Below are 24,618 nucleotides of genomic sequence, written 5' to 3'. Positions count from 1 at the left end.
TAGTAAAAAAACCTTGAAATACGTTTAAATCTTTAGTCAAACTTTCTAGATCACTAGCTTCATTTATATATTTGTTTTCTTCTTGTTGATTAAAGAACGTATCCTTTTCCTTATACGTTACTTTATACATGCTGCGCTCAAACGGATACGTTGGAAGTGGTATTCTCCGTTCATTGTGACGAAAAATTCGTCCTGGGTTATAAGAAACTCCTGCTACAAAAAGCTGCCCCATTACTCGCAAAATAGATTCGATAGGATTCGAACTTTTATTCGTTGTCACCACTTCTTGAAAATAAGCTGAAATGGATTCCCTACTGTTTACGCTTATATTCCCACATTCAAGTAGCAAATCACGCTCAGAAAGAATTGGATGTAATTCTTCCTTTTTCAATGGAATTTCCATTTCTTCAGTAAGCTCTTGAATCCATTCAACATTTTTTTCTTTCGTCTTAATTCCTGAAGGCGTTATTAGTAGACAATCCCAACGAAAGTCTTGATCCGTATTTGGTTTTGCTGTTCTCATCTCTTTAGTCTTCACTAGCTGCTCGATTAAATCTGTGATCGATACGTAGCCTGCTAATACTGCCCCAGCCCATATCCCTGTTCCTTCGCAAATAATCGATTTAGGCTTTAAGCTAAAGCTTTTCAGCATTTCACCATAAGCATATTGAATGGCAAATCGCGCTAATTTCTCCCTTAGTTCTTTAGCTCCAGCTGCTTCTGTATATTCAATTACATGATCCATACAATGACGATACGCCATTTTGAACGTAGGAAATCTAGTCGAAAGAGTTTCAATATCTTTCTCCTCTATCCAAACTGAGTCATTTAAATATAGGTGTACGAATGTTTCTTTGAAAGGACTTGATTTCCCTTGTAATATAGCATCTGAGCGTTGTCCAGACTCAAGCTTTGTAAGTAATGTAAGAAGGTCATTCTTTGAACTCACAACCATGGCTACTTTATAATTCATTTCCTTCTGACTCATATTCATCGAGTAGCAAATATCCCCTAATGAATCCTTCTCCTTCTTTTTTAATACATTCTTAAGATCTTGAGCTATTCGCTTCACAACATGTTCATTACGACCACTTATTTGTAAAAGCTGCTTTTGGTGTTCACCTTCTTTTTGCTCATCAATATTATAGACACTACGTTCCGATTCATTCGCCTCCTCCAGGATCACGTGAGCATTCGTCCCACCAAATCCAAATGCATTAACCCCAGCTCTCAGAGGGGTCTCACCCTTGTTAACTAATTTTATTGGTTCTTTATCAACGACATAAAAAGGTGTTGATGAAAATACTACATTCGGATTAGGTTTCTCATAATTGATCGTATGTGGCACCGTTTTATGCTTAAGTGATAAGGCAACCTTAATTAAACTCGTCATACCTGAAGCCGCTAGCATATGACCAATTGATCCTTTTACCGATCCAATCCCACAGAATTGTGTTTCATTTGTAAATGTTCGAAAAGCCTGAGTTAATCCTTCAATTTCAATCGGATCACCAAGTGGTGTAGCAGTGCCATGCGCTTCAACATAAGATAGTGTCTCGGGGTTCACACCGCTATTTTCATATGCTTCTCTTATCGCTTCAGCCTGACCTTGAGGCCTTGGTGCTGTTATCCCTTTCGAGCGTCCGTCATTATTTATAGCAGAACCTTTAACCACACAATAAATATAATCATTATCCTCTTTCGCTTTTTCAAGGGGCTTTAACAATACAGCGCTCCCCCCCTCTGAAAGCACCATTCCATCTGCTTCAGAATCAAACGGACGGCACTGACCACTGGATGATAAGGCAGCGACCCTACTTAAGCTCGCAAATGGAGTAGGCGATAGATTCAAATTAATTCCTCCTGCAATGGCCATTTCAGTTTGCCCTGTTCGCAGGCTTTCGCATGCATGATGTAAGGCGACTAATGATGATGAGCACGCTGTGTTCACAACCATACTAGGTCCCGTTAAATTTAAGTAATGGCTTACACGTGAAGCAACTTCATTTAACCCGTTACCAGCTACTACATCTGGTAGCAGTTCTCCTGGCTTTAATACTTGAATCATCATATCAATAAGTTCTTCTTTTTCGCTTCGGTTTAACGAATGATATACGTTACTTTGAAGCAATTTTTCTTTTAAAATCATGTACGATCGATATCCAATAAAATGCTCCATATACGTATTCTGTTCACAACCAACAAAAATGCCTATTTTATTCGTACGATGTTTATTCCCATATCCTGCACTTTGGAGCGCTTCCCAAGCTATTTCTAAAAATAGCCTTTGCTGAGGGTCTGTCACTTCAGCTTCATTTGGTGACATCCCAAAGAAGAATGGATCAAAATCATATGGATGATCAATAAATCCTCCTTCACTTGCATAGCTTCCGTACAAAAGGTCTCGGCGGTTATGCCCCTGCTCTTTCATGTTCCAACGATCCTCTGGAACTGGGCGAATCATATTTCGACCATGAACGAGTAGATCCCAATATTGATCAGGGTTGTTCGCACCAGGAATTCTTAAACCTACACCAATAATAGCAATATCTTTATTTTGTTCTCTTTCCGTAACAACCAGCTTTTCCTTAACAGATTCTTTTCGTTCCACAAATGATTGATGAAGATATTGTATAAACTGTTCAGGAGTTTGATATTCAAATAATAATGTTGGATTTAGCTCAAGCTGTAAGTTGTTGTTTAATGTTTCGATAAATTTAACGGCGTTAATCGAATCAATACCTAACTCTTCAAAATTCGCACTCGTATCAATTTGCTCAACTGGAAGAGAGCTAATAGTTGATATAAGCTGATAGACAATTGATCGTAATTCTCCTTCATTCATTGGATGTATAAAACGTTTCTGACTTCCCACCTTCATTGCCATCAATTGTTCTTCAAACACATGAATAACAGAAGATTGGAAAGAGCCTAGTGCATTCATAAAGGCATTTCGACCGTTTTCTTTTGACAAAACTTTTATTCCTTGTTTTTCTACAACCGTTGACGCCACCGAGCCAAAAGCAGCTGCCATCGCACTTTCATCCCATAATGAGTAATTAATCGAAAGTGACCGTCCAGGTGCATGTTGTGTGCTTCTAAAATAGCTATATTGATCGAGGAAAAAGTTAGCTGCCGCGTAATCACCTAGGCCGGCAGCCCAGCTCTTTTTCGAGGCCGACACAGACGAAATCGAAACAAAAAACTTTAAAGGTTCCTCTCTCGTTATTTGATCCAACACGATCGTTCCTTGTACTTTAGGTCTTAAGACTCGTTCAATGGATTCAATATCCTTTTCTAATAAATTAGTAGCTTGATGTCCTTCAATTACTCCGGCAGCATGAATGACTCCATGAAGAGAACCATAAGATTGTTTACTATCCTGTAGCACTTTCTTCATTTGCTCCAAATGAGAAACATCGACTGCATAATAAGAGACATTCGCTCCTAGTTGCTTTAAACGATTGATCCACTGTTGCTTTTGTTCCATACTCGTGTTGAGTTCTGTTCTCCCTGTTAATATAAGATTTACTTTTGCTTGTTCAGCTAATAACGATGCAATTTCCCTCCCAACTGTTCCTACTCCTCCTGTAATAAGGAATGTATCACCATCTTCAACCTTAATCGATTGTAAATGATCTCGCTCTTTTTGAACGATCTGACGAACATAACGCTCTCCTTGACGTAATGCAACAATCGCCTCTTCCGGTTCTTCATAATTTAGTTCATCTACGATCATGCCCATCAATTGATGATCAGTTAGATCATCAGATTCCTTTACATCTAAAATAGTCGTCATAATATGAGAGTTTTCTTGCGCCAATACTTGACCGAACATCGTTGAAATAGATTGAATTGGATTTTGAATCTGGTCATTATCTAATACAGCAAAAGCTTGATTCGTAATGATCATGTATTTAGTATTATAACGACTTTTATACATTTCTTTAGCTAAACACACTAAACTTGTAGCACATTTTGAGTCCGCTCTTATTTGAGCTTCCATATCAACGATGCTTTTAGCTTCTTGTTCATAGTTCCAAAAATGAATAATGGCTACAATTTCTTTCTGAATGTCGCTCACAATATTTTGATATTCATGTTGATTTATAGGATCAATGACAAACACGTTCTTCTCATTCGTTTTGTTCTCAGAATTCCCTGTTACAAAGTAAAGAGTATGGACATCATGATCTAGTTTTTCACTTAAGATTTTTGCTTTTTCCAGATCATCTGCACATATAACAATAGCTCCAGGTTGCAAAGGTCTCGAAGTACGTTGTTCGGCTACTTTCCAACTCCATTCATGATAATGCTCACGATGAAAAGCGAAATGATCATTTCCACGAGTACCAAAATCAGGTGCATAAACTTTGTGCTCAAAAGGATACAATGGGAGATCTATTTTTTTACAGTACGCTCTTCATATAAAGCATCCCAATGAATGGTTACGCCTAATTCATATAATTGGCCGAGCGTATTTAGAAATAAGACCCATTCATCTTCTTTACGACTTAAAGTAGGAAACACATGATTCTCTTGAGTTTTTTGAAGCCCCTTTACCATGCCTGTTAGTACTTTTTCAGGACCTGCTTCAAGAAAAACATCCAATCCATGATCAAAGGCATAGTGAATGCTTTGTTCAAACTTCACGGCTGATAATATATGCTCTAGCCAGTAATCAGCATCTAATGGTCTATCAATAAATTCTGCTCGGACATTTGAAATGATTGAATATTTCGGTGTTGAAAAGGTAGTTTGCTCTAACTCCTTTCTAAATTGATCTAACATCGGTTCCATTAATGGTGTATGAAAAGCTTGTGAAACGCTTAATCTTTTATGAGGAATTCCTTTTTCATTTAAGTAGCTTGAAAATTTTTCAATATCTTCTTCTTTTCCTGAAACTGCTTGGTGAGTCACATTGTAGCCGGCAATCCATACATCGCCTGAAAACGACTCTAACCAGTTTTCTACTTGTTCACTCTTAGCGAAAACCGCGAGCATAGCCCCAGGCAATGAAAGTTCATTCATCAATTTTCCGCGAATAGCTACTAAACGTACCGCATCTTCAAGTGAAACCGCATCAGCTAAACATACTGCAACCCATTCACCGACACTATGTCCAAGCATACATTCAGGCTCTACTCCCAAATCAAGTAATAGCTTCCCTATAGCGTAGTCAATCGTAAAAACGACTGGTTGTGTCACATCCGTTCTAGCAAGTAATACATCGTTCGCTTCTTCTCCGTAAATTAAACGTGAGATATCCTCATTTAAGTAGGGCAAAAACAATTTGGCGCATTCATCTACATATCTTCTAAATGCTGGCATATGATTGTATATCTTTTTAGCCATATTGACATATTGAGAGCCTTGTCCAGTAAACATAAGCGCAATTTTACGCTTTTTCACTTTGCTTACTTCGTCTTTTACTAGCAGCTTGTTTTCTAATTCCTTTAAGGAAGAAACGACAAAGCTTTTTCGATATGGAAAAGGATTTCTAGTCACATTTTCGGTATAACTAATATCCTTTAAATTATCCTCTTTAAACCTGTGAAGAGATTGAGCCAAATTCTCACGCTTTTTTGTTAACGAAGCAGCAGAATTGGCAGCTAAACCGACGACGTATGCAGGAGACTGGTGAGATTCCGTTTCTTCTCGAACCTTTTCTGGAGCTTCTTCTACTAATAGATGACAATTAGTTCCACCGAACCCAAACGAATTAATCGCCGCTCTACGAATGGTTCCGTTCTCCACCTCCCATTTAGATTCGCTTTCTAACAATGTAAATGGGGTTTCATCTAACTTAAGCAGAGGGTTCACACTTTGAACATTCACATTTTGAACCATTGTTTTATGCTTTAATGACAATAGCACTTTCATAAAGCTCGCTATACCAGCAGCAGCTAGTAGATGTCCAATGTTAGACTTAACAGATCCTAAAGCGATCGAATTTTGACGAACATTCCAGCTTTTAAAAGCAGACCCTAAAGCCCTTATCTCACTAGGATCCCCGATCTTAGTACCTGTTCCATGTGATTCCATATATTGAATACTACTTGGGTCGATTTGATGCTTAGCATACAGTGATTCTACGACTTGTTTTTGTCCATCTGGATTCGGTGACATAACACCAATAGAGTGACCATCATTATTAATAGCACTTGCTTTAATAACTCCAGCAATCTCATCACCATCTGCCATTGCTTGTTCGAGAGGCTTTAGCATAACTAATCCTGCACCTTCACCTGGTACAAATCCATCTGCATCGCGATCAAATACCTTCACCTCTCCTGTTTCAGACAAAGCTCCTGCTTGACTGAATAACAGATAAGGAGTCGGTGTTAGCAATAAATTAATTCCACCTGCAATAGCTGCTTCACTTTCCCCTTTTCTAATAGATTCACATGCCATATGAAGTGAAACGAGTGAAGAGGAGCAAGCTGTATCAATAACCATACTTGGCCCTTTAAAATTAAACTCCTGTGATACCCGAGAAGCAACCATATTTAAAATATTATCGACTAATACATTAGGATGATCGCTTGTCTCACCAAATATTTGCTTCCATTCTGTTACTAATTGTTCCTGTTGCTTTGCATCTAATGAAGCGAAACTCGAGAACTGTTTAAATTTCAGTAGATTTAACTTATTCAAATGATATTCATAATATGTATTGACCCCAGCACCTAAGAACAAACCGATTTTCTGACCGCTTACTTTTTGCTTCGTATAGCCTCCACGCTCCAATAGTTCAAAAACTAGCTCAAGCATTATTCTTTGCTGAGGATCCATTACCATAGCTTCTTCATCAGAAATAGAGAAAAGTTCAGCATCAAAATGGTATGGATCTTTTATAAAGGCACCTTTTTTACAATAGGATTTCCCCGGCTCTTTCGATTCACTATAAAGTTCATCGATATTAAAACGATCACTTGGTATATCACGTATACTTACTTTTTTATTTAAGAGGTTGTTCCAAAATTGTTCAGGCGTATCGGCATCAGGGAAACGGCACGACATGGCGATAACAGCAATGTCTTGATTAAGTTGATGCCCTTGTGATGTGACCGGCACATCTTCATCCATTCTCTTCGTTTGAAATCGTTCCTTCTGTAAATGTCTACATAAATAATCATCCATTTCCTGAACTGTGCGACATTGAATTAACAGATCATGAGATAAGGTTACTTGTAATTCTTCCTCTAATGCTGCTAGTACTTGGATTGCTTTAATTGAAGTTCCACCTAATGTGAGAAATGACTGGTCTAAAGGGATCGAATGATTTGGAATTTGAAGAATTTCAGCCCACACCTTACGAACGAGAGGAATGTACATTCCTCTTGAAACATGGTTCATTTGTTTATTCTTTATTTCCTCTTCAACAATCCCCATCACATCTTCTGCCACTATCGTTTCGTTTTTAAATTCGCCATTTTTAAAGCTTTCTATAAGCTCAAATCTTCTTACTTTCCCACTTGTCGTCTTAGGAATGGATTTAATTGGCACTACATAATCAATTGGAATTCCAATTGATTCATTAACATGACGTAAAATGGCAGAATAAAAATCTTTACTTCTTTCCACTTTCACACGCTGAGAAGTAAACAATGCGATTCGATCCATACCTTCTTTTTCATCATGCCAACCACATACGGCCATCTTCCCTTCTTTTACACCTTTCACTTCTTCAACCTTCGCTTCTATATCATGAGCATAAAAATTTTGACCGTTTAAAAAAATAATGTCCTTAATACGACCAACAACTGTTAAACGACCATTTAATAAAAAGCCTGTATCTCCTGTCTTTAACCAGTCATCTTGAAAAGCCCTTGCATTCGCTTCTTTGTTATTGATGTAGCCTGAAGTAACATTCGGTCCTACAATTTGTATTTCTCCGATCACTCCTTTGTCAACTACATGACCATCTTCATTAACAATGCGGATACTCATGCCATCAATCGGAAAACCTTCATCAGCCAATGCCATCGCTTTCTTGTTTGCTTTATCAACGGTTTCAACTATTTGTTCACTTGCTAATTTTTCACGATTAACATAGTGAATCGTTGGTTCAGTTCCACACGGTGGAAAGCTAACCGCCACACACGCTTCTGCCATCCCATAGACAGGTACATAACATTTTCTTTCAATCCATAAGGCACTAGCTTCTCAACAAAATGGTTAAGAATCGAAACCGAAATCGGCTCTGCTCCATTAAAAATTAAACGTAATGAGGATAATTCAAGTTGCTGTAGCTGTTTTTCTTTTACACGATCTAGAAATAGACGGTAACCAAAGTTCGGTGAGCCGGTTAATGTAATTTTGTGTTTTGTAACGAGGTCTAACCATAAAAATGGTTTCTTGACAAATTTAAGTGGCGTCATATTGAATTGATTAATTTGAACAGCATCATTGAAAAATGAAATCCAATTAAGCCCATGTCATGATGGTAAGGCATCCAGCTTAAGGAACGATCTTCATTCGTAAACTTAGCTGAACTTATAATAGAATCAATGTTAGCGAGAAGATTGTTGTGAGTTAGCACGACTCCTTTTGGTGTACTAGTACTACCTGAACTAAATTGAATAAACGCTGGGGAATCCGCTTGACTTAATGAAATGATACCATCTCGTTCATCGTCAAGATTTTGCGAGTTGATTATATTCAAATTAGAATAACTAAATAATTGATTTTGCTGTCCTTCTACTAATTTATGATCAGATATAATAGTCGGCTTCTTAAGTAGCTTCCATATCGTTTCTAGCTTTTCCAATGAAGTATTTTTCACTTTTAACGAACTTGGATAGGCTAAAGGCGCAGCGATTATCCCTCCTAGTACACATGCCCAAAATGTAATCACAAATTCAAGATTGTCTTCAAGCACAATTAGAACATATTCCCCAGGCTTAATCCCTCGACTTTGAAGTCCTCCTAAACGCCTACACGCACGTTCAAGTAGCTCTTTATAAGAAATAAACACTTCCGTTTCATCATTTAAAATATACGTAATCCCATTCTCCGAACCCTCAGCAGCACGTATTAAAATATCAGCAAGGTTGTGTAGCTTTGTATACTTTTCCATCATTTTCTTTCCAATTGAAATAGATTCACCCATCATTAAACTCTCCTTTTTCACCCTGTTATTTGCTCTGCTTTCTTCTTTATTGTTAATTGGGTTAATGTAAGCTGAATAAATAGTAATAGAAAAAATAGTAGACTTACCGTAAACAAATGATTAACACCAAATAGCTGAATGGCTATTGCAGATAAGATCGGCCCCGCTGCCGAGCCGATACCATACGTAAATGTAAACAGGGCTGTACCCGATGAAAGCTCATCGTTCTTTAAATCTTGAACGGTTAAAGCTAAGGAAAGAGCATACAAAGGCCCAACTGCAAAGCCTGTAATAAAGGAAAAAATAAGGATACCTGTAAAGCTTGTGAACGTCATAATACCGATTATGGATAAAACAGAAATGGCCACCGTTAACCCGTAACATTTTTCACGTCCTATTCGATCCGCCAAATACGTAACCGGGATTGTTCCAAGAACTCCACCAAACACAAAGACTCCAAATGCAAAGCCAATCATCGTGATTTCAATTCCACGCATGAGTAAATACATGGGATAAAGAGCGATGACGGTCGTTTCAATAAAGCCATACACAAATGCGCCATATAAAGGTAATTTAACGCGCGTAAACACATCTCTTTTTTGATTATGAGGAACAATGATGGCTCCTTTAAGCTTTAAATAAATAAACCATGAAGTCACAAGTAGAGCGAATGATGCGATAAAAAATGGCATCCAATTGTTCCAATCATAAATAATCGGTCCACTGATCGCACTAATAACAAATCCACAAGCAAAAAATAAAGAATAAACACCACTAACTAGAGCCTTTGAATCAGCTTGTGTAAGTGAATGCATCACTGTTTGTACACCAACTAAATTAAAGCTAATCCCCACCCCCATTAAAGACATTAGAACAAGCCACGTTATTGTTGATAGAACAAAAGGAAAAATTATTGAACATATAGCTGTCATAACAAGACCGAAAATAATAATCATTGAAACATCTTTCCCATTTATAGTTCGAACTAAATAAATCGAGCCCAGCGCCATTGTAAGGAAGAAGGAAGAGGAAATGATCCCAATCCAAACACTACTCGTCTGAAGCTGGGTCATATATGTCGTTGCGATAGGAACAATCGTCCCCATCGCAAATCCAACTAGAAGCGCAATATGATAGATCACCCATTTACGGTCTCCAAAAAGCTTATTAAATTGATTCATTATTCCGTTCCCCTTATTAAGGCATATTTGCTGAATTCAATACTCCCTTTAGTACTGGTACTTGCTTTGAGCCAAACCAATACATGTCTTGCTTCCCATATACTTTTATTTCTTCTCCCGTTATACAATTTGCTTTATCTGATGCTAAAAAAGCTACTACATCGGCTATTTGTTCAGTTGGTATCGCTGCCTTTCGAAAAGAGGACGGTGTCATCTCAGTATCTACAAATGCCGGGCAAACAGCATTAACTTGAATGTTATGAGCCTTTAACTCTTCCGATAATGATCGAGTCAACCCGAGAATGGCGTGCTTTGAGGCCGCATATGCACTCATCAAAGGGTATCCGATAAGTGAAGAGTCTGAGCCAATATTAATAATCTTGCCTTCACCCTTTTCTGAAAAATGTGGGATCACTTGGCGGCACATATGGTATGTTCCAATAAGATTCACCTCGATAATTCTTCTCCACTCATCAGGTGTCATTTCATTGATAGCACCCACTTTTGTAATTCCAGCATTATTGACCAAAATATCAATCTGTCCGTAACGTTCCACAACAAAATTCACAGCCTCTTCCGCATTAGACATCTGACTAATATCCGCCGATAAAATTAATGGTTCCACCCCTACACTTCTAAATTCTTCAGTTGCTTCTTCTAATGTTGCGACAGACCTAGACACTAATGCTACGTCAATCCCTTCACGTGCCATCGTTAATCCAATTGCTTTACCGATCCCGCGACTTCCACCTGTAATAAGAGCTACTTTATGCATAGGAGATCTCTTCACATATGGTACCGATTGATTTTCACTTGACTGTTTATTAGTCGAAGTCGAATGAAGTAGGTCTTCTAAGTAACGCATATATTGGTTTCCTAACCTCTTAACTGTTGATCGTTGAAAGAGGTTATTAGAATACTCAATGTCCAAGGCGAATTGTCCATCAACGACTGACAGAAAAAACTCAAACACCGTTGCACGCTTTTGACTTGCATTTGAATACCGGCGGTCAATATTCTCTTTAGAAAATTCAAACAAATCAAGCTGCGGTAAATCTCTGTTTCCTAAATAATTGACTCTTATGTCAGTTAGTTTGTTATCAGGATACAAATGAGTAGATAATTGGTCAGAAATTAAGTCATAACTTACCCCTTTAAGAGGCACTCCATCCATTTTATCTTGAATACGTCGAACGAGCTCTAACCAGCTATCCTTTTCATTCACCAAAATACCTAAAGGGTAGTTAACTGAAAAATTGCCAGGAACCTCTATATAACGCTTGTTATCTCCTAGATCTCTTCCATGAACACGATGACTAATCATAATATTGTCTTGCTTTGTTTCATAACGAAAGAGCTTATACAAAGGAGCAAGTAAGATTGGATAAAGGTTTGTTTGAAAGTACTTTTTACCCTTATTTCGAAGAATAGCTGTTTGCTGCTTCGATAATGTAAAGCTCTCCAAGCGAGCTGAGTCTTCGATATTTTCTCCTTTTTGGAAATCAAAAGTCATTTGCAATCGATTAGAATCCATTAACTGTCCATTCCAATAGGAAACATAATTCGATTTAAATCGATTTTTCTTTTCTTCAACATCCTGAATAAATTGTGTATAACTATGATCTGGCTGTTGTTTCACTTCTTTTTCTTCCAAAAGCAGCCTGTAAACACTCCATATCTCCTTAAACAGTAGATGATTTGTCATCACATCTGAAATAAGGTGATGACCGACTACTGCAATGGAATATCTATCCTCGTCTATTTTCAATACCAAAACCTTCCACAAAGGCCACTGTTCCGCATTTAAACGCTGAATAGTTTGATCAATTAACTTTTGCTGAAGGTGCTCACGTTCAGCATCTTGGATAAATCTCGTATCATACCATTCAGCTTCTATTTTTTCGACTGAAGGAATAATTTGCTGCCTCCACACATTTCCTTCTAGTTGTAAAAAGCAACGTAAAACCTCATATCGATTTGCAACAATCGTTAAAGACTGATTAAACTTCTCTAGCTGTAATGGCTGCTTATAAATGAATTGCGTATAGCCTGTCCAGCTATAAGGATACTCATAATAAGTTGTTAGCCACTTTTGAGCTGGAGCAAGTGGATACGTATAAGCGGTTTTCCCATTGCTATCAGTCAATTGCTCAAGTAATACCTTTCGATCTATCTTGCCATTTAAGTTTTTGGGCAATCGAATAAATGTCTCTATGCGGTGAGGAATCATATAGCTTGGCAAGTGACTTCTTAGACTTTGTAAAAGCTCTAGATGATCTTCGTTACCGACTATACACGCAACTAACTTAGGCTGAATACTCGTATCTTGAACGACAACTGCTGCTTCAACGACACCTTTTTGCTTCACTAAAACGGCTTCAATTTCTCCCAATTCAATTCTGAAACCACGAAGCTTTATTTGTGAATCCACCCTGCCATGAAATTCTAAGTAGCCATCCTCCCCCTCTCTTGCCAAATCGCCTGTTTTGTAAATATACTCACTTTTCACGTCAGAAAATGGATTTTTGTAAAAGGATTCCTCTGTTTTTTTCCTATCCTTGTAGTATCCTTTTGCCAGTTGGGACCCACCTATCCACAGGTGGCCTATTTCTCCTTTTTTTACCTCTCTCATTTCCTCATCTAATAGCTTAATTGAAACGTTATCAATTGGATGACCAATCGGGACAATATTTTCGTCACTTCCTTCAGAAAGCCGATTCATTACATAACAAGTAACATCAATCGATGCTTCAGTAGGCCCATAAAGGTTTGCTAAATTTACTTTCGTCCCATGCTGATTTATCCATTTTCGTATTAATGCGGTTGTCAAAGCTTCCCCACTGAATAATAGCCATTTTAAATGACTAAATTGATAACGTTCATCTTCCAATGCGTATAAAAATTCACCAAATAAGGAAGGAACAAAATGTAAATAGTTAATTCGATTTACTTCAATCCATTTTGCTAGCTTCCAAGGATTTTTAACAATACTATTTTCAACTGGACATACGGTACCACCATACATAAGCGGCCAGAACAATTCCCAAACTGAAATATCAAAACAACACGATGTTTTCTGAGCAACTCGGTCTCCCTCTTGTAATTGGAATTGCTTTTGATGCCAGCTCAGACGATTTATAAAACCACGCTGCGAAAGCATAACCCCCTTAGGGTTACCCGTAGATCCAGATGTATATAAAATAACCATGACATCGTCAGCTGAATATGCTAGCTCTAAGTCTGATTTCTCGGCTGTTATCCAATCTGCTTTTGAAATAATAGGATGTTCCCTTTTCATTTTCATTTCTAGATCATCTACTGTCAAAATAGCTTGAACTGTTCTACAGGTTACATACATATTATTTGCTTGGAGAAGCGTTTCTTGATCGCAAATAATCGTCTGCACTTCCGAATGGGTTACAATATACTCTATTCGCTTATCGGGATACGTTGGATCAATAGGAATATACGTGGCTCCTGCTTTCATAACGGCGAGCATACCTACTATCATCGCAGGTCCCGGATAAACAAAGACACCAATATGTGAACCTCTTTGCACACCTAATGACCGTAAATAATGTGCTAATTGATTTGATCGTTCATGCAATTCTTTGTACGTTACTTGTTCTGTTCTATGTGATATTGCTATAGCATTTGGTGTCTTTTCGCTTTGCTTTTTTATTTGTTCATGAATCAGCATTTCTTCTAATACTGAAATGTCTTTATTCATCTTATTTATTTGTTCAATAAATTCTACAACCGTTCTACACTCAAATAACAATTGTCTGTCCACACCATTAAATAGCTTTTCTAGCTTAGCTACGAGTCGGATACGCTCTAAAGAATCTAAGCCTAACTCTGCATCTAAATCTTTATTAATATTGTCATCATTGACATGAATTCCGCAGATTTCTCTCAACACATTAGCTACTTTTTCTCTAACAACTGGTACATATTCAATAGATGAGAGCTCTTTCACTTCTTCTAGCTGTTCTAAATATGTAAATGTCTCTACCATGTTCTCTAATTTATCTAGATGCTTCGTAATGAACTCTGCATCAAAGGTGTATTGATCATAGTTTGCGGTGAAAATCATTTGCCCATGGAAGCATTCCACGAGTAAATCAATGGTTCCAGGATTTGTACATGTATATGATTCATAATCATATACATGGCATTCACCGTACTGTTTATCTAATTGAACGTCTCCTACATAAGATAAGTAAAGGTTTGATTTTAATGAAGATTGAACAAACCTTTTTGTTGTCGTTGACATCTCACCATCTATTAATTGAATTTGTTCCTTCGCCATAAGTGCCGCTTGATGATTTTGTGCTCGATCCATACCTGATGTAAGATGACCATTCATTTCTCGTTGAATACGTTGAACCATTTCCTCTAAACTTTCGTCCCTCCCTCTCAATTCAAATGTTAAGGCTAGATTTTGAGCAAATGTTCCCAAAAGAGGTGAAGCATCCACATTTGGATAGATTTTCCCGGATGTTGGAATATTCAGTATAACTTGCTCATCTTTTTCACCGTAAGCTTTTATCACTTCTAAGTAAGCTGTTAGTAATAATACAAATAAAGAAACTCGTTGCTGTTTTGCCACTTCCATAAGACGATCGACTGTTGACGCATTAAGAACTCTTTTTTGTATCGCTGTTGTTATAGCCTCGTCGCCTTCTGAATGTTCCTTCTTATATTCAGGTAATTGAAAGATATACTTTTTTCGCCCTTGTTCCTGTAAATACTTCTTTAAATGGAACTGTTCACTTTCATCTGACCATTGATTTAATTGAAAAATAATGTCATTATATTCGATTGAAGTAAGAGGTGGGCTTTCTATCGTTTTTCCTGACACTATCGCATCATAAAAAGTTAGTAAATCTCGGATAAACATTTGATTTCCTAATCCATCCGATATTAAATGAATGTTTTCAATGATCATTTGAAAAGTCGTTTCACCTAACCGAAGTAATCGTACCCGATGAAGGGGCCACTCAAATATATTAGATTTTTTATTTAAAGAGTCTTTAAAACAGTCATTCAAAAATTGTTGTTGCGCACTTGGAGTCATATGTGTGAGATCTTCTAGTATGATTTTTGGAGGTATCACATGATCTAGTAGACAAAGTTGAAATTCTTTAAAGGTATTAGCATGTTGTGGTTTACTAAAAACAGCTCGAAGAATAGGGTGATATTCAATTAATTTGCTCCACGCTTCCCAAAGGTGTACTTCATTCATATATCCTGTAATCCTAACTCCGGTCGTAATTGAAAGAGTAGATACGGCCTGATAAGAAATTAAAAATGTATATTGAGCATCAGCTATCTCTAACGCTTCATTTGAACATTCTTCACTATTTGTATTCTGTATTCGATTTGTAGACGCTAAAGCTGGTTGACCCTGTTCAAAGCCATCAACTTGATCCAATAATAAGCAAAGGTCTTCAACTGTTTCAAAGGTCATCAGTCGTTCCATAGGAAATTGCTCTTGAAATTCCGTCATTTTTTCTGGAGGTATTTTTTTCATTAGCTCGTTCATAAGCGTAATCATTTTAATTGAATCTAATCCTAAATCTGCTTCTAAATATAAGTCCTTTTCCATATCTTGAATCGGATAGCCTGTAATGTCTGAGATCATCTGATACACGTAAGTTGTATTTGAGGAATGTTGAGGAATCATCTTAGGGGTATTATTCTCTTCCACTAAAGATACATTGAATAAATCACAAAGCTCAGCAACGGTTTCTAACTGCACAATCACTTCAAATGGATACTTTTTAACAAACATTTCATACTTAGACGTAGGAATTAGCTTCATAAGCTCATTTACAAGCGTAATCATTTTAATTGAATCTAATCCTAAATCACCCTCTAGATAAAAATCTTCTTCTAAGTCATCTATTGGATAACCTGTCACTTTTGAAATGACTTCATAGATTTTCACTTGTTTTTCAGACAGTTCTTTGATCATTTATCTCCCTCCTTAACATACAATTAATTGAAAAAATTTGTTATTTTTTGTACAACCTCAATATTACTCCTCAATTGTTGTACTAAAATTTAGTTTCTTTTAATTTTATGTTAATTTTAGGTTTTTATAGAATATTTTATTTTTGGCGTTCTACTAGACTAACAAGCCGGAAAATCCAACCAGCCACTCTTGATCATTACATTAACACCATCTTCAGCAACTAGCCCAGACTCCGTTAATACTAAGTAACATGTACAATATAAAAAAGGCTCCTATAAGGTAGTTCTACCTTCATAGGAACCCTTTTCTCTTTATAACTCTTCATTAATTAATTCTAATTAAATCCCATTGTTGATGTAAATCGCCACGGTACATATTTTGCTGCAATAGTGCACCATCGGCCGATGATGAGCCAGTCACCTCAACAGCTTTGTTACTGTTCACATTAAGAATACTCCAGTAACCATTACTCAGCCTAATTAACCTGAACTGTTGTGCACTATTTCCGAAATCACTCATCAATTGAATTGCCTCTCCATTATGGCTCGACCCATTTCGAACGTCCATGACCTTATTATCTGATGAGCTTACGCTTGTCAACCTGTAAAAATTATTATATGTCCCCATATCATCGATGATCCATTGCTGAGCTGTCGCATTATTGTCTGCCCATTGCTGAAGCTGAAGTCCATTATTATTCTGCCCACCTGGTACATCAATCATTTTTCCAGATGCACGATTTTGCAGCTTATAGGTTGCCCCATTGTGGATGCCATTCCATATGCCATTCCACGGATAAAGCTGCGCGCGTTCATAATACCACTCAAAAATAAACCGTGCCATAGCGTCACGTGCTGGGTCACCATCGTACTTCAAACCAGCAGTCGGATCGGCGAACGTACTACGCACACCCGGCTCTAGTAAGAAACCATTCATATGAACAGCAATACTGACATTTCCTGCATCAGTAAAAATGGCCTTCGTATTTTTTCCAAATCCTTCATTCGTCCCATCGAACAAGTGCCAATACTCCGGATCACCTGGTTGCCATTTATACCAAGTTGTTTCCGTTATATTAATTGGGTAATGATCAGCACAAGGCTTAATGTTCGTATCCCATTGCTGCTGTAGGGTAGCGTAATCATCATTAGCGCCATATCCAGGATACCAATGAACAGCATACCCCGTATTATTCAATGGATCAGTTAACGGATGCGAAGCACACAATTGATAATATTGATCCCAACCAAGTCCAGCAGCCCAGATGACGTTATCCGCTCCTTGATTCCGAATCGTTGCGATAATCGAATTCTGGAAATCTCTTAGTGCATTCCAATGATCGACAAAATCAGGATCAGATGGATGACCACCCCACTTTCCATTCGCATAAGATAGAACAGGTTCATTTACAATTTCAAACATAACATGATCAGCACTTCTTAATTCAGGCCTAGATGCTAAATAACCCCAAATTTCATTGAACTTATCCAAATTCGATTGCGTTGTCGCTTGATCATTTAATAGAGTGAAGTCTAATCCGAGCGTCACATAAAGACCTTTCGTTTTAGCGTATTCAACATAAGGAATGATGACATTTTGAGTGACTTCCTGCAAGCCCGCAAAATTGTATGTCCCAGCTGCAACATCCCCCATATCTTCACGATCAATGAATAAGCGTATCTGATTCATATACCAGCCGTGATCGTTTCCGTACTTTGGTGAAGTGTCGGTGAAGGTATCACTAATATCCTTCAAATACTCCAAATTGGCAGCATGTCGATTGCCACCATTCCGATCCAAATAATAATTACTACCTTGATATGTCCAATAGGAGCCAGATGGTTGATGCCATCCATTTAGCAAAACGGTCTGGCCACTACTGTTCACAAGCTGATTACCACTTACATGAAGCTTGTCCATTGGCATTCCTGTCCATGCCTCTGCCGAATGGCCACTCAGCAAAAGCGGGACTATGAACATCACGACTAGCAACATTTTCGTCATTCTTCCTACTTCCCTCATAAAAAAACCATCTCCTTTTTTAAAAGATATTTATGTCAATTCCTGATCGTACATATTAAATTTCTTTCTCTGAAATAATTAGTCATCTCCCGATAGGAAGCCTACTTTAATCATTGCACACGAAAAATGGTTTCCATCTTAAGGCGATAATTTTTCTCTAATTTGTTGCGGTATCAATTTGACTGATTCATAAAGGGTAATAACATTCAGTAGTAAAAGAAGACTCGTAGTCTAAATAGAAGCTTAATGGAGGATAGATTCTTAACAAACTTGTCAAAATTTATCGAGAAGTAACATTGTATGCGGTTTCAACTAAAGCTTATCACTGGAAAAATGATAGAACAACCTGCTTATTTATTTATGTATAACCGGGCAAACTCTAGATTATTACTTGCAAAGGAGAGGTGATGCAAATTCCATTTGACATGAAACCAAAAGGTGTTATATACTCTTAAACGAAACCAAAAGGTGTTATTTAAGGACTAGGAGTGATTAAGAATGAAAGCATTAGAAGATATTAAGCAAACGGTTATTTTTGAAGCTCACATACAAAAAGTATGGGATACAGTGTCTACCTCTGAAGGTATTGAATCATGGTTTATGCCAAATGACTTTCAACCTATAGTGGGACATGAATTTCATGTGCAATCCCCATTTGGTCCATCACCATGCAAAGTATTAGAAGTAGATGAACCGAACAAACTTTCATTTTCATGGGATACAGATGGTTGGATCATTTCATTTTTACTTAAGGACTTAGGTAACAAAACAGAATTTACTCTTATACATAGCGGCTGGAAATCTCCAGATACGATTGTTCCAAAATCGGGAGAGAAAAATTCTATTATTCGCGAAAGAATGGATAATGGATGGGTTGAACTAGTTAATAAACGACTTCGAAAGGTTGTTGAAGCATAAATGCTAGCCGAAAAGCACGATGTCTTCCAAGCTATTGCTGACCCTACTAGAAGAGAGGTTCTTTATTTACTTTCGAACAAAGAATTAACGATTTCTGAAATAACCTCTCATTTCCCAATAAGTCGTACAGCGGTTACAAAGCACCTTAAAGTCCTTTCAGACGCTAGTTTAATCAACGGAAAAAAAGTCGGTCGAAAAAGAATTTATCAATTACAGCCAGAACCGTTAACAGAAGTCAAGCAGTGGCTTTCATACTATGAACGATTTTGGAATAACAAGCTATCTATTCTTAAGCATGTTGTTGAAAATGATCATGGAAGTGGATTAAAGTAAAGCAGATAATTTAGTAAGAGAAGTTTTGCTCCGAATTCACTTCCAAACTTTTCACGGAACAAAACTTCTCTTTTTTTACTGTGCAAATACCAATCAGCGTCATGCAAAGTCGTATATCCCTTAAAGGAGTCTTAAAGTGGTTCTTTTCCTACATACTTGTTTACAATTAATCGGTTATTGCTCCTTTTGAAGCTGATGAAACGGACCTAGCATACTTAGCTAAGATCCCCCTTAAATTTTGCTTTGGAGGAATCCAATCCTTTAACCTTTTATGAAATTCTTCAGGAGAAACATCAACAGCAAGCTCTTGTAATTCACTATCAATTGTAATCATATCTCCTTCTTTAATCAATGCAATTGGGCCACCAACCTGTGCTTCAGGAGAAATATGACCAACTACTAATCCATGTGTTCCTCCAGAGAAGCGACCATCTGTTATTAAACCTACTTTTTCTCCAAGACCCTTACCGACCACAATCGCTGTAATTGATAACATCTCAGCCATCCCAGGTCCACCCTTAGGTCCGACGTATCGAATGACAATGACATCTCCTGGATTGATCTCATTATTTAGAACAGCATTTGTTGCATCTGTCTCGGAATCAAAAACACGAGCAGGCCCTGTTATTTGTTTAATTTTCAAACCAGACATTTTTGCTAATGCACCCTCAGGAGCTAGGTTCCCCTTTAGAATAACTAATGGACCTGTCTCACGTTTCGGATTGTCAAAGGAGATAATTTCTTGTCCCTCTTTTAAAGGTTGAATTTCAGATAGATTTTGCTCAATTGTGTTACCGGTTACTGTTAAACACTCTCCATGAAGTAGCCCTTTATCAAGAAGTAGCTTCATTACGGCAGGTACTCCACCAATTTCAGATAGATTTTCCATGACATAACGACCACTTGGTTTTAGGTCTGCTATATGAGGAACCTTTTTACGGATACGTTCAAAATCATCTAAATTAAGTTCTACATCAACTGTATGAGCAATCGCTAATAAATGAAGGACAGCATTGGTCGAGCCTCCAAGAGCCATTACAACAGTAATAGCATTTTCAAAAGCTTTCTTCGTCATAATATCTTTAGGAGTAATCCCTTTGTTCACCAACTTCATAACAGCATTTCCCGCTTTTATACAATCTGCTAATTTTTCTTCTGTTTCTGCTGGGTTTGATGAGCTTCCAGGTAAACTCATCCCCATAGCTTCGATTGCCGATGCCATTGTATTTGCAGTGTACATCCCTCCACACGAACCAGCTCCTGGACAAGCATGACATTCAATTTTGTGAAGTTCATCACGGTCAATATCTCCGTTATTGTATTTTCCTACTGCTTCAAAAGCAGAAACAATATCAATATCCTTTCCATCTACATGACCGGGTCGAATCGTTCCTCCATACACAAAAACGGCAGGTAAATTCAAACGTCCTATTGCAATCATGCACCCAGGCATATTTTTATCGCATCCTCCAATTGCAACTACCCCATCGTAGCTCTGAGCGCCTACAACTGTTTCGATAGAATCTGCAATAACTTCACGGCTTGGTAAGGAAAAACGCATCCCTTCTGTCCCCATAGAGATACCATCTGACACTGTAATCGTATTAAAAATAAAAGGAGTCCCCCCTGCATCTAAAGCTCCTTTTTTGGCTTCTCTAGCTAATTCATCAATATGCATATTACATGGGGTAACCTCACTCCATGTACTAGCAATTCCTACAAAAGGTTTATTAAAATCTTCATCTTTTACCCCCGTTGCCCGTATCATTGCACGATTTGGGGCACGGTTTATATCATTAAAAACAGAACTTCGAATTTTTGATGTATTTTTATTCATTAAACTAACTCCCCTTACATTTTTTCATGTATTTATTAAAATAGTTAAAAATCCCCTCATCAGCAAAACTGTAGGAGTTTTCAGTTTTGAAACAACTGAAACTTGCAGAATAATTTTGGACTATCTGCTAGTTTTACAACATCGATATCTACAAGCAACTGTTTTTTCAATGTCTGTATATTCTTCTCCAATTTCATGAAACACCCTTGTAAAAAGTCCGTCCGTTAATCCCGCTAAGTTCATACTGTTATCTTTCACAAAGCAAGTTCCCTTTATACGACTTTGACCTCATATTTATTCAAATGCATATCATACTTTTTCTGTACCTAATCTAGTAATAAATTCAAGCATTGACACACACTTAATTTGTTTGCCTATGCTCACCCCCAGTGTATAAATCTTCCTCGTAGATGAGCTACCTTCTTATTGGTCATAATGATTGACACATATTAAATTCTCTAAAAAAAATCGGTATATCTCTAATCTAATTCCCCTAGATTAAGAAATATACCGATTTACGTTACTCACTCATTCTTATACTTTAGGAAACTTTTTCACCAGTCAATATTTAGAATATTAAAAGAATGCTAAAGACCCAATTAAGAAGTTGAAAATAATCATCTACCGATTATTAAATTATATATACCGTATACGAATTTTTTAAGTCTGTCAACAACAATATCTTATACTCTTTTCGCAATTCAATTTTGGTTTAGACCCTTACGGAACTACTTACCCTAACTGGCGTTTAAATACTTTACTAGCAATCAAGTAAGCAATGACCATTATACCGACACACCAGGCAAGTGCGATCCAAATATCGTGATCTACATTCCCTTCATACAAAAGGGCACGAATCGAATTCACGATTGAAGTTACAGGCTGATTCTCAGCAAACACGCGGACAATTTTAGGCATAGTTTTAGTCGGGACAAATGCCGAACTAATAAACGGCAGGAAGATCAGCGGATATGAGTAAGCTGTAGCCCCTTCCATAGATCCTGCCGTCAATCCTGGAATGACTGCCAGCCATGTCAACGCCAGTGTAAACAGCACGAGTATCCCAACTACCGCTGACCACTCCAGTATATTTGCATTGGTACGGAACCCCATTAAGAGTGCGACAAGAATAACCACTACGACAGTAAGTGCATTAGATACAAGTGAGGTTAGCACATGAGCCCATAATACCGATGAGCGTTTAATCGGCATGGTTATGAAACGTGCCATCAGCCCACTCTTTACATCTGTGAAAAGACGCAAGGACGTGTAAGCTACTCCGGATGCAATCGCTATTAGCAAGATTCCCGGCAATAAATAATTGACATAGTTATCCGTACCTGTTTCGATGGCGCCACCAAATACGTAGACAAACAGTAGCATCATCATAATCGGTGTAATCGCCACCGTAATAATTGTATCTGGACTGCGCATAATATTGCACATTAAACGCCCTAGTAATACCCCTGTTTTACTTTTCATTTACATCTCCTCCTTTTTGCCGATGATCGAGAGGAAAATTTCCTCCAATGTCGGCTGCTTCTCGATATACTCCACTTTCGCTGACGGGAACATCTCCTTGAGTTCAATAAGAGTTCCGGTCGTAATGATTTTTCCACCATGGAGAATGGCGATATGATCCGCCAATTGTTCGGCCTCCTCCAGGTACTGGGTCGTCAGCAAGATAGTCGTGCCTCCATCAGCCAGCTCCTTGACGGTATCCCAAACTTCAATCCGTGCTTCGGGGTCAAGACCTGTTGTTGGTTCGTCGAGAAAAATGACTGCTGGCTTCCCAATAAGACTCATGGCGAGATCAAGCCGTCGCTTCATCCCACCGGAATACTGGTCTGCACGGCGATTGGCCGCATCAATCAGACTGAATTTCGCAAGCAAATTGTCGGCGACTTGAGCAGGATTGGAAACTCCCCGCAACTTGGCAATCATCAGCAAGTTTTCCCGACCAGTGAGAATACCATCTAATGCTGCGAACTGTCCTGTCAGACTGATATTCTGGCGAACTTGTTCAGATTGATGCTGGACATCGAAGCCGCAAATTCCTACTTCGCCGCCATCAGGCTGCATCAACGTCGAAAGGATATTGACAATCGTCGTCTTGCCCGCTCCATTTGAGCCTAATAGTGCAAAAATGGAACCACGTCGCACCTCAAAGTCCACCCCCTTTAAAACTTCCTTGTTTTTAAAAGATTTTTTTAACCCTTTTACAGTAATCGTTGCATGACTCATACTTTTTGTCCTCCTTATAGAAAGCGCTACTTGGCGCTAGATTATCTATACCCTACTAATCAGTCTGACTGATATTCTGTAACACTTAGTACTGTTTTAAAAAAAATAACAACCTATTGAAGGTGGTACATTTACGTGCTATTTAGACGATATAACCTATTAAGACACTTATTCCAATCGGCTCCATAATACCGAATCAAATGAAACGATACTTTTAAGTTTGCGAGGTTTGCGCAATACCTAGGAAACGTTCGATAAGATTTTACCGTCAAGTAATACGCTCCTTCTATTTTTTCATCGCTTATCGATCTTTTGATTAACGGATTTTTGATAGAGATCAGCGTAAGTGTTTGAATCTTCAATAAGTGCATCACAGAATGCAGCAACATCTGTTCCTGTGACTTCAAGCACACCTTTCCCAGCAGCTGCACCTTCTTCAAAGAAGCTAATAATTTCTACGAGCAGTCCAATACCTTCGTTTAGCTCAACAGGACCGATTTTAAAAAGATATTTTTGGATCTCTTTATAAACAATTTGATAATCTTGTGGGAGTGCCTTGACACGCGAAACATGGGCTCTCCATTCTTTTTTACCATCGATAATTTTTTGGATACTTTTTTTGATACTCATTTCAGTCCTCCTAATTTTTTTGCTACGTTCTTGTTGAGTTGATCACGCCATTTATCTCTATACGTTTTTGCGCCATCGTCACCAACAAGAGCTGCACAGAAGCCCTCAATATCATCTCCCAGTACTTCTTCGACGCTCTGACCGTCTGCAGATGCAACTTCAAGCAGTTCAAGCGCACTGTCAAGAATCGGCATCAGATTACGACCAGTGAAATCTCCGTGAATCCAAAGATTATTTGTCATTTCTCCCCAAGCAGCTTGATATTCAGCAGGCAAGACTTTTGCTCGTGCTTGAAAGCTTTTCATTTCTTTCGTCATATCGCTACCGGTTATTTTTTCGAAAAAGTTCATCACAATCT

At 37.9% G+C, this 24,618-nt stretch carries 14 protein-coding genes; 2 read left to right on the top strand and 12 right to left on the bottom strand.

Annotated elements, in window-relative coordinates; translation table 11 throughout:
* From JCM9152_RS21340 to JCM9152_RS07940, 7 genes are all read right to left on the bottom strand, one after another.
* A partial coding sequence (locus tag JCM9152_RS21340; protein ID WP_148296454.1) for an SDR family NAD(P)-dependent oxidoreductase occupies nucleotides 1–4,393 on the bottom strand: 4,393 nt, incomplete at its 3' end.
* An 8-nt stretch (nucleotides 4,394–4,401) separates the two neighbouring features.
* Nucleotides 4,402–8,103 carry a type I polyketide synthase gene (locus JCM9152_RS21335; RefSeq protein ID WP_052015726.1) on the bottom strand — a complete coding sequence of 1,234 codons (3,702 nt, stop codon included), beginning with the start codon at nucleotides 8,101–8,103 and terminating at the stop codon, nucleotides 4,402–4,404.
* Nucleotides 8,037–8,384, bottom strand: a complete 348-nt coding sequence (locus JCM9152_RS22310) for an AMP-binding protein (protein ID WP_035342927.1) — start codon at nucleotides 8,382–8,384, stop codon at nucleotides 8,037–8,039. Before JCM9152_RS22310 ends, JCM9152_RS21335 begins: the two co-directional genes overlap by 67 nt.
* Complete coding sequence (locus JCM9152_RS07955; protein ID WP_035342925.1) at nucleotides 8,381–9,115, bottom strand: AMP-binding protein; 735 nt, start codon at nucleotides 9,113–9,115, stop codon at nucleotides 8,381–8,383. Before JCM9152_RS07955 ends, JCM9152_RS22310 begins: the two co-directional genes overlap by 4 nt.
* 17 nt (nucleotides 9,116–9,132) lie before the next feature.
* The gene (locus JCM9152_RS07950; protein ID WP_035342923.1) at nucleotides 9,133–10,296 is read right to left on the bottom strand and encodes an MFS transporter; all 1,164 of its coding nucleotides are present in this window, start codon (nucleotides 10,294–10,296) and stop codon (nucleotides 9,133–9,135) included.
* Between the two features lie 16 nt (nucleotides 10,297–10,312).
* Nucleotides 10,313–16,276, bottom strand: a complete 5,964-nt coding sequence (locus JCM9152_RS07945; RefSeq protein WP_035342921.1) for a non-ribosomal peptide synthetase — start codon at nucleotides 16,274–16,276, stop codon at nucleotides 10,313–10,315.
* A 324-nt stretch (nucleotides 16,277–16,600) separates the two neighbouring features.
* A complete protein-coding gene (locus JCM9152_RS07940) occupies nucleotides 16,601–18,280 on the bottom strand; it encodes an RICIN domain-containing protein (RefSeq protein WP_235715656.1) in 1,680 nt (559 codons plus the stop codon).
* A 516-nt stretch (nucleotides 18,281–18,796) separates the two neighbouring features.
* Between JCM9152_RS07940 and JCM9152_RS07935 the strand changes: the two genes are divergently transcribed.
* The gene (locus JCM9152_RS07935) at nucleotides 18,797–19,216 is read left to right on the top strand and encodes an SRPBCC family protein (RefSeq protein ID WP_035342917.1); all 420 of its coding nucleotides are present in this window, start codon (nucleotides 18,797–18,799) and stop codon (nucleotides 19,214–19,216) included.
* Nucleotides 19,217–19,549 carry an ArsR/SmtB family transcription factor gene (locus JCM9152_RS07930; RefSeq protein WP_035342915.1) on the top strand — a complete coding sequence of 111 codons (333 nt, stop codon included), beginning with the start codon at nucleotides 19,217–19,219 and terminating at the stop codon, nucleotides 19,547–19,549.
* Between the two features lie 166 nt (nucleotides 19,550–19,715).
* Here JCM9152_RS07930 and ilvD read toward each other — a convergent pair whose 3' ends face one another.
* The 5 genes from ilvD to JCM9152_RS07905 form a co-directional block, all read right to left on the bottom strand.
* Entirely contained in the window at nucleotides 19,716–21,386 is a 1,671-nt protein-coding gene (ilvD, locus tag JCM9152_RS07925; RefSeq protein ID WP_035342913.1) for a dihydroxy-acid dehydratase, read from the bottom strand.
* Nucleotides 21,387–22,118: 732 nt separating this feature from the next.
* Nucleotides 22,119–22,868, bottom strand: coding sequence for an ABC transporter permease (locus JCM9152_RS07920; RefSeq protein WP_035342911.1), 750 nt, complete (start codon nucleotides 22,866–22,868; stop codon nucleotides 22,119–22,121).
* Nucleotides 22,869–23,630, bottom strand: a complete 762-nt coding sequence (locus tag JCM9152_RS07915; protein WP_035342909.1) for an ABC transporter ATP-binding protein — start codon at nucleotides 23,628–23,630, stop codon at nucleotides 22,869–22,871. It lies immediately after the preceding gene.
* A gap of 294 nt (nucleotides 23,631–23,924) precedes the next feature.
* On the bottom strand, nucleotides 23,925–24,260 hold the full coding sequence (locus JCM9152_RS07910) for a DUF1048 domain-containing protein (protein WP_035342907.1): 336 nt from the start codon (nucleotides 24,258–24,260) through the stop codon (nucleotides 23,925–23,927).
* The gene (locus JCM9152_RS07905; RefSeq protein ID WP_035342905.1) at nucleotides 24,257–24,610 is read right to left on the bottom strand and encodes a DUF1048 domain-containing protein; all 354 of its coding nucleotides are present in this window, start codon (nucleotides 24,608–24,610) and stop codon (nucleotides 24,257–24,259) included. Before JCM9152_RS07905 ends, JCM9152_RS07910 begins: the two co-directional genes overlap by 4 nt.
* Between the last annotated feature and the right edge of the window lie 8 nt (nucleotides 24,611–24,618).

It is taken from the genome of Halalkalibacter hemicellulosilyticusJCM 9152 (genome assembly GCF_000513115.1).
Taxonomy (GTDB): Bacteria; Bacillota; Bacilli; order Bacillales; family Bacillaceae_D; genus Halalkalibacter; species Halalkalibacter hemicellulosilyticus.
This window is presented reverse-complemented; position numbering and strand designations above follow the sequence as displayed.

What these genes read in the sequence shown, in the direction of transcription:
- ilvD (WP_035342913.1), bottom strand. Translation starts at nt 21,386, where the DNA reads ATGAATAAAAATACATCAAAAATTCGAAGTTCTGTTTTTAATGATATA.
- JCM9152_RS07930 (WP_035342915.1), top strand. Translation starts at nt 19,217, where the DNA reads ATGCTAGCCGAAAAGCACGATGTCTTCCAAGCTATTGCTGACCCTACT.
- JCM9152_RS07940 (WP_235715656.1), bottom strand. Translation starts at nt 18,280, where the DNA reads ATGACGAAAATGTTGCTAGTCGTGATGTTCATAGTCCCGCTTTTGCTG.
- JCM9152_RS07935 (WP_035342917.1), top strand. Translation starts at nt 18,797, where the DNA reads ATGAAAGCATTAGAAGATATTAAGCAAACGGTTATTTTTGAAGCTCAC.
- JCM9152_RS07915 (WP_035342909.1), bottom strand. Translation starts at nt 23,630, where the DNA reads ATGAGTCATGCAACGATTACTGTAAAAGGGTTAAAAAAATCTTTTAAA.
- JCM9152_RS07950 (WP_035342923.1), bottom strand. Translation starts at nt 10,296, where the DNA reads ATGAATCAATTTAATAAGCTTTTTGGAGACCGTAAATGGGTGATCTAT.
- JCM9152_RS22310 (WP_035342927.1), bottom strand. Translation starts at nt 8,384, where the DNA reads ATGACGCCACTTAAATTTGTCAAGAAACCATTTTTATGGTTAGACCTC.
- JCM9152_RS07920 (WP_035342911.1), bottom strand. Translation starts at nt 22,868, where the DNA reads ATGAAAAGTAAAACAGGGGTATTACTAGGGCGTTTAATGTGCAATATT.
- JCM9152_RS07905 (WP_035342905.1), bottom strand. Translation starts at nt 24,610, where the DNA reads ATGAACTTTTTCGAAAAAATAACCGGTAGCGATATGACGAAAGAAATG.
- JCM9152_RS07945 (WP_035342921.1), bottom strand. Translation starts at nt 16,276, where the DNA reads ATGATCAAAGAACTGTCTGAAAAACAAGTGAAAATCTATGAAGTCATT.
- JCM9152_RS07955 (WP_035342925.1), bottom strand. Translation starts at nt 9,115, where the DNA reads ATGGGTGAATCTATTTCAATTGGAAAGAAAATGATGGAAAAGTATACA.
- JCM9152_RS07910 (WP_035342907.1), bottom strand. Translation starts at nt 24,260, where the DNA reads ATGAGTATCAAAAAAAGTATCCAAAAAATTATCGATGGTAAAAAAGAA.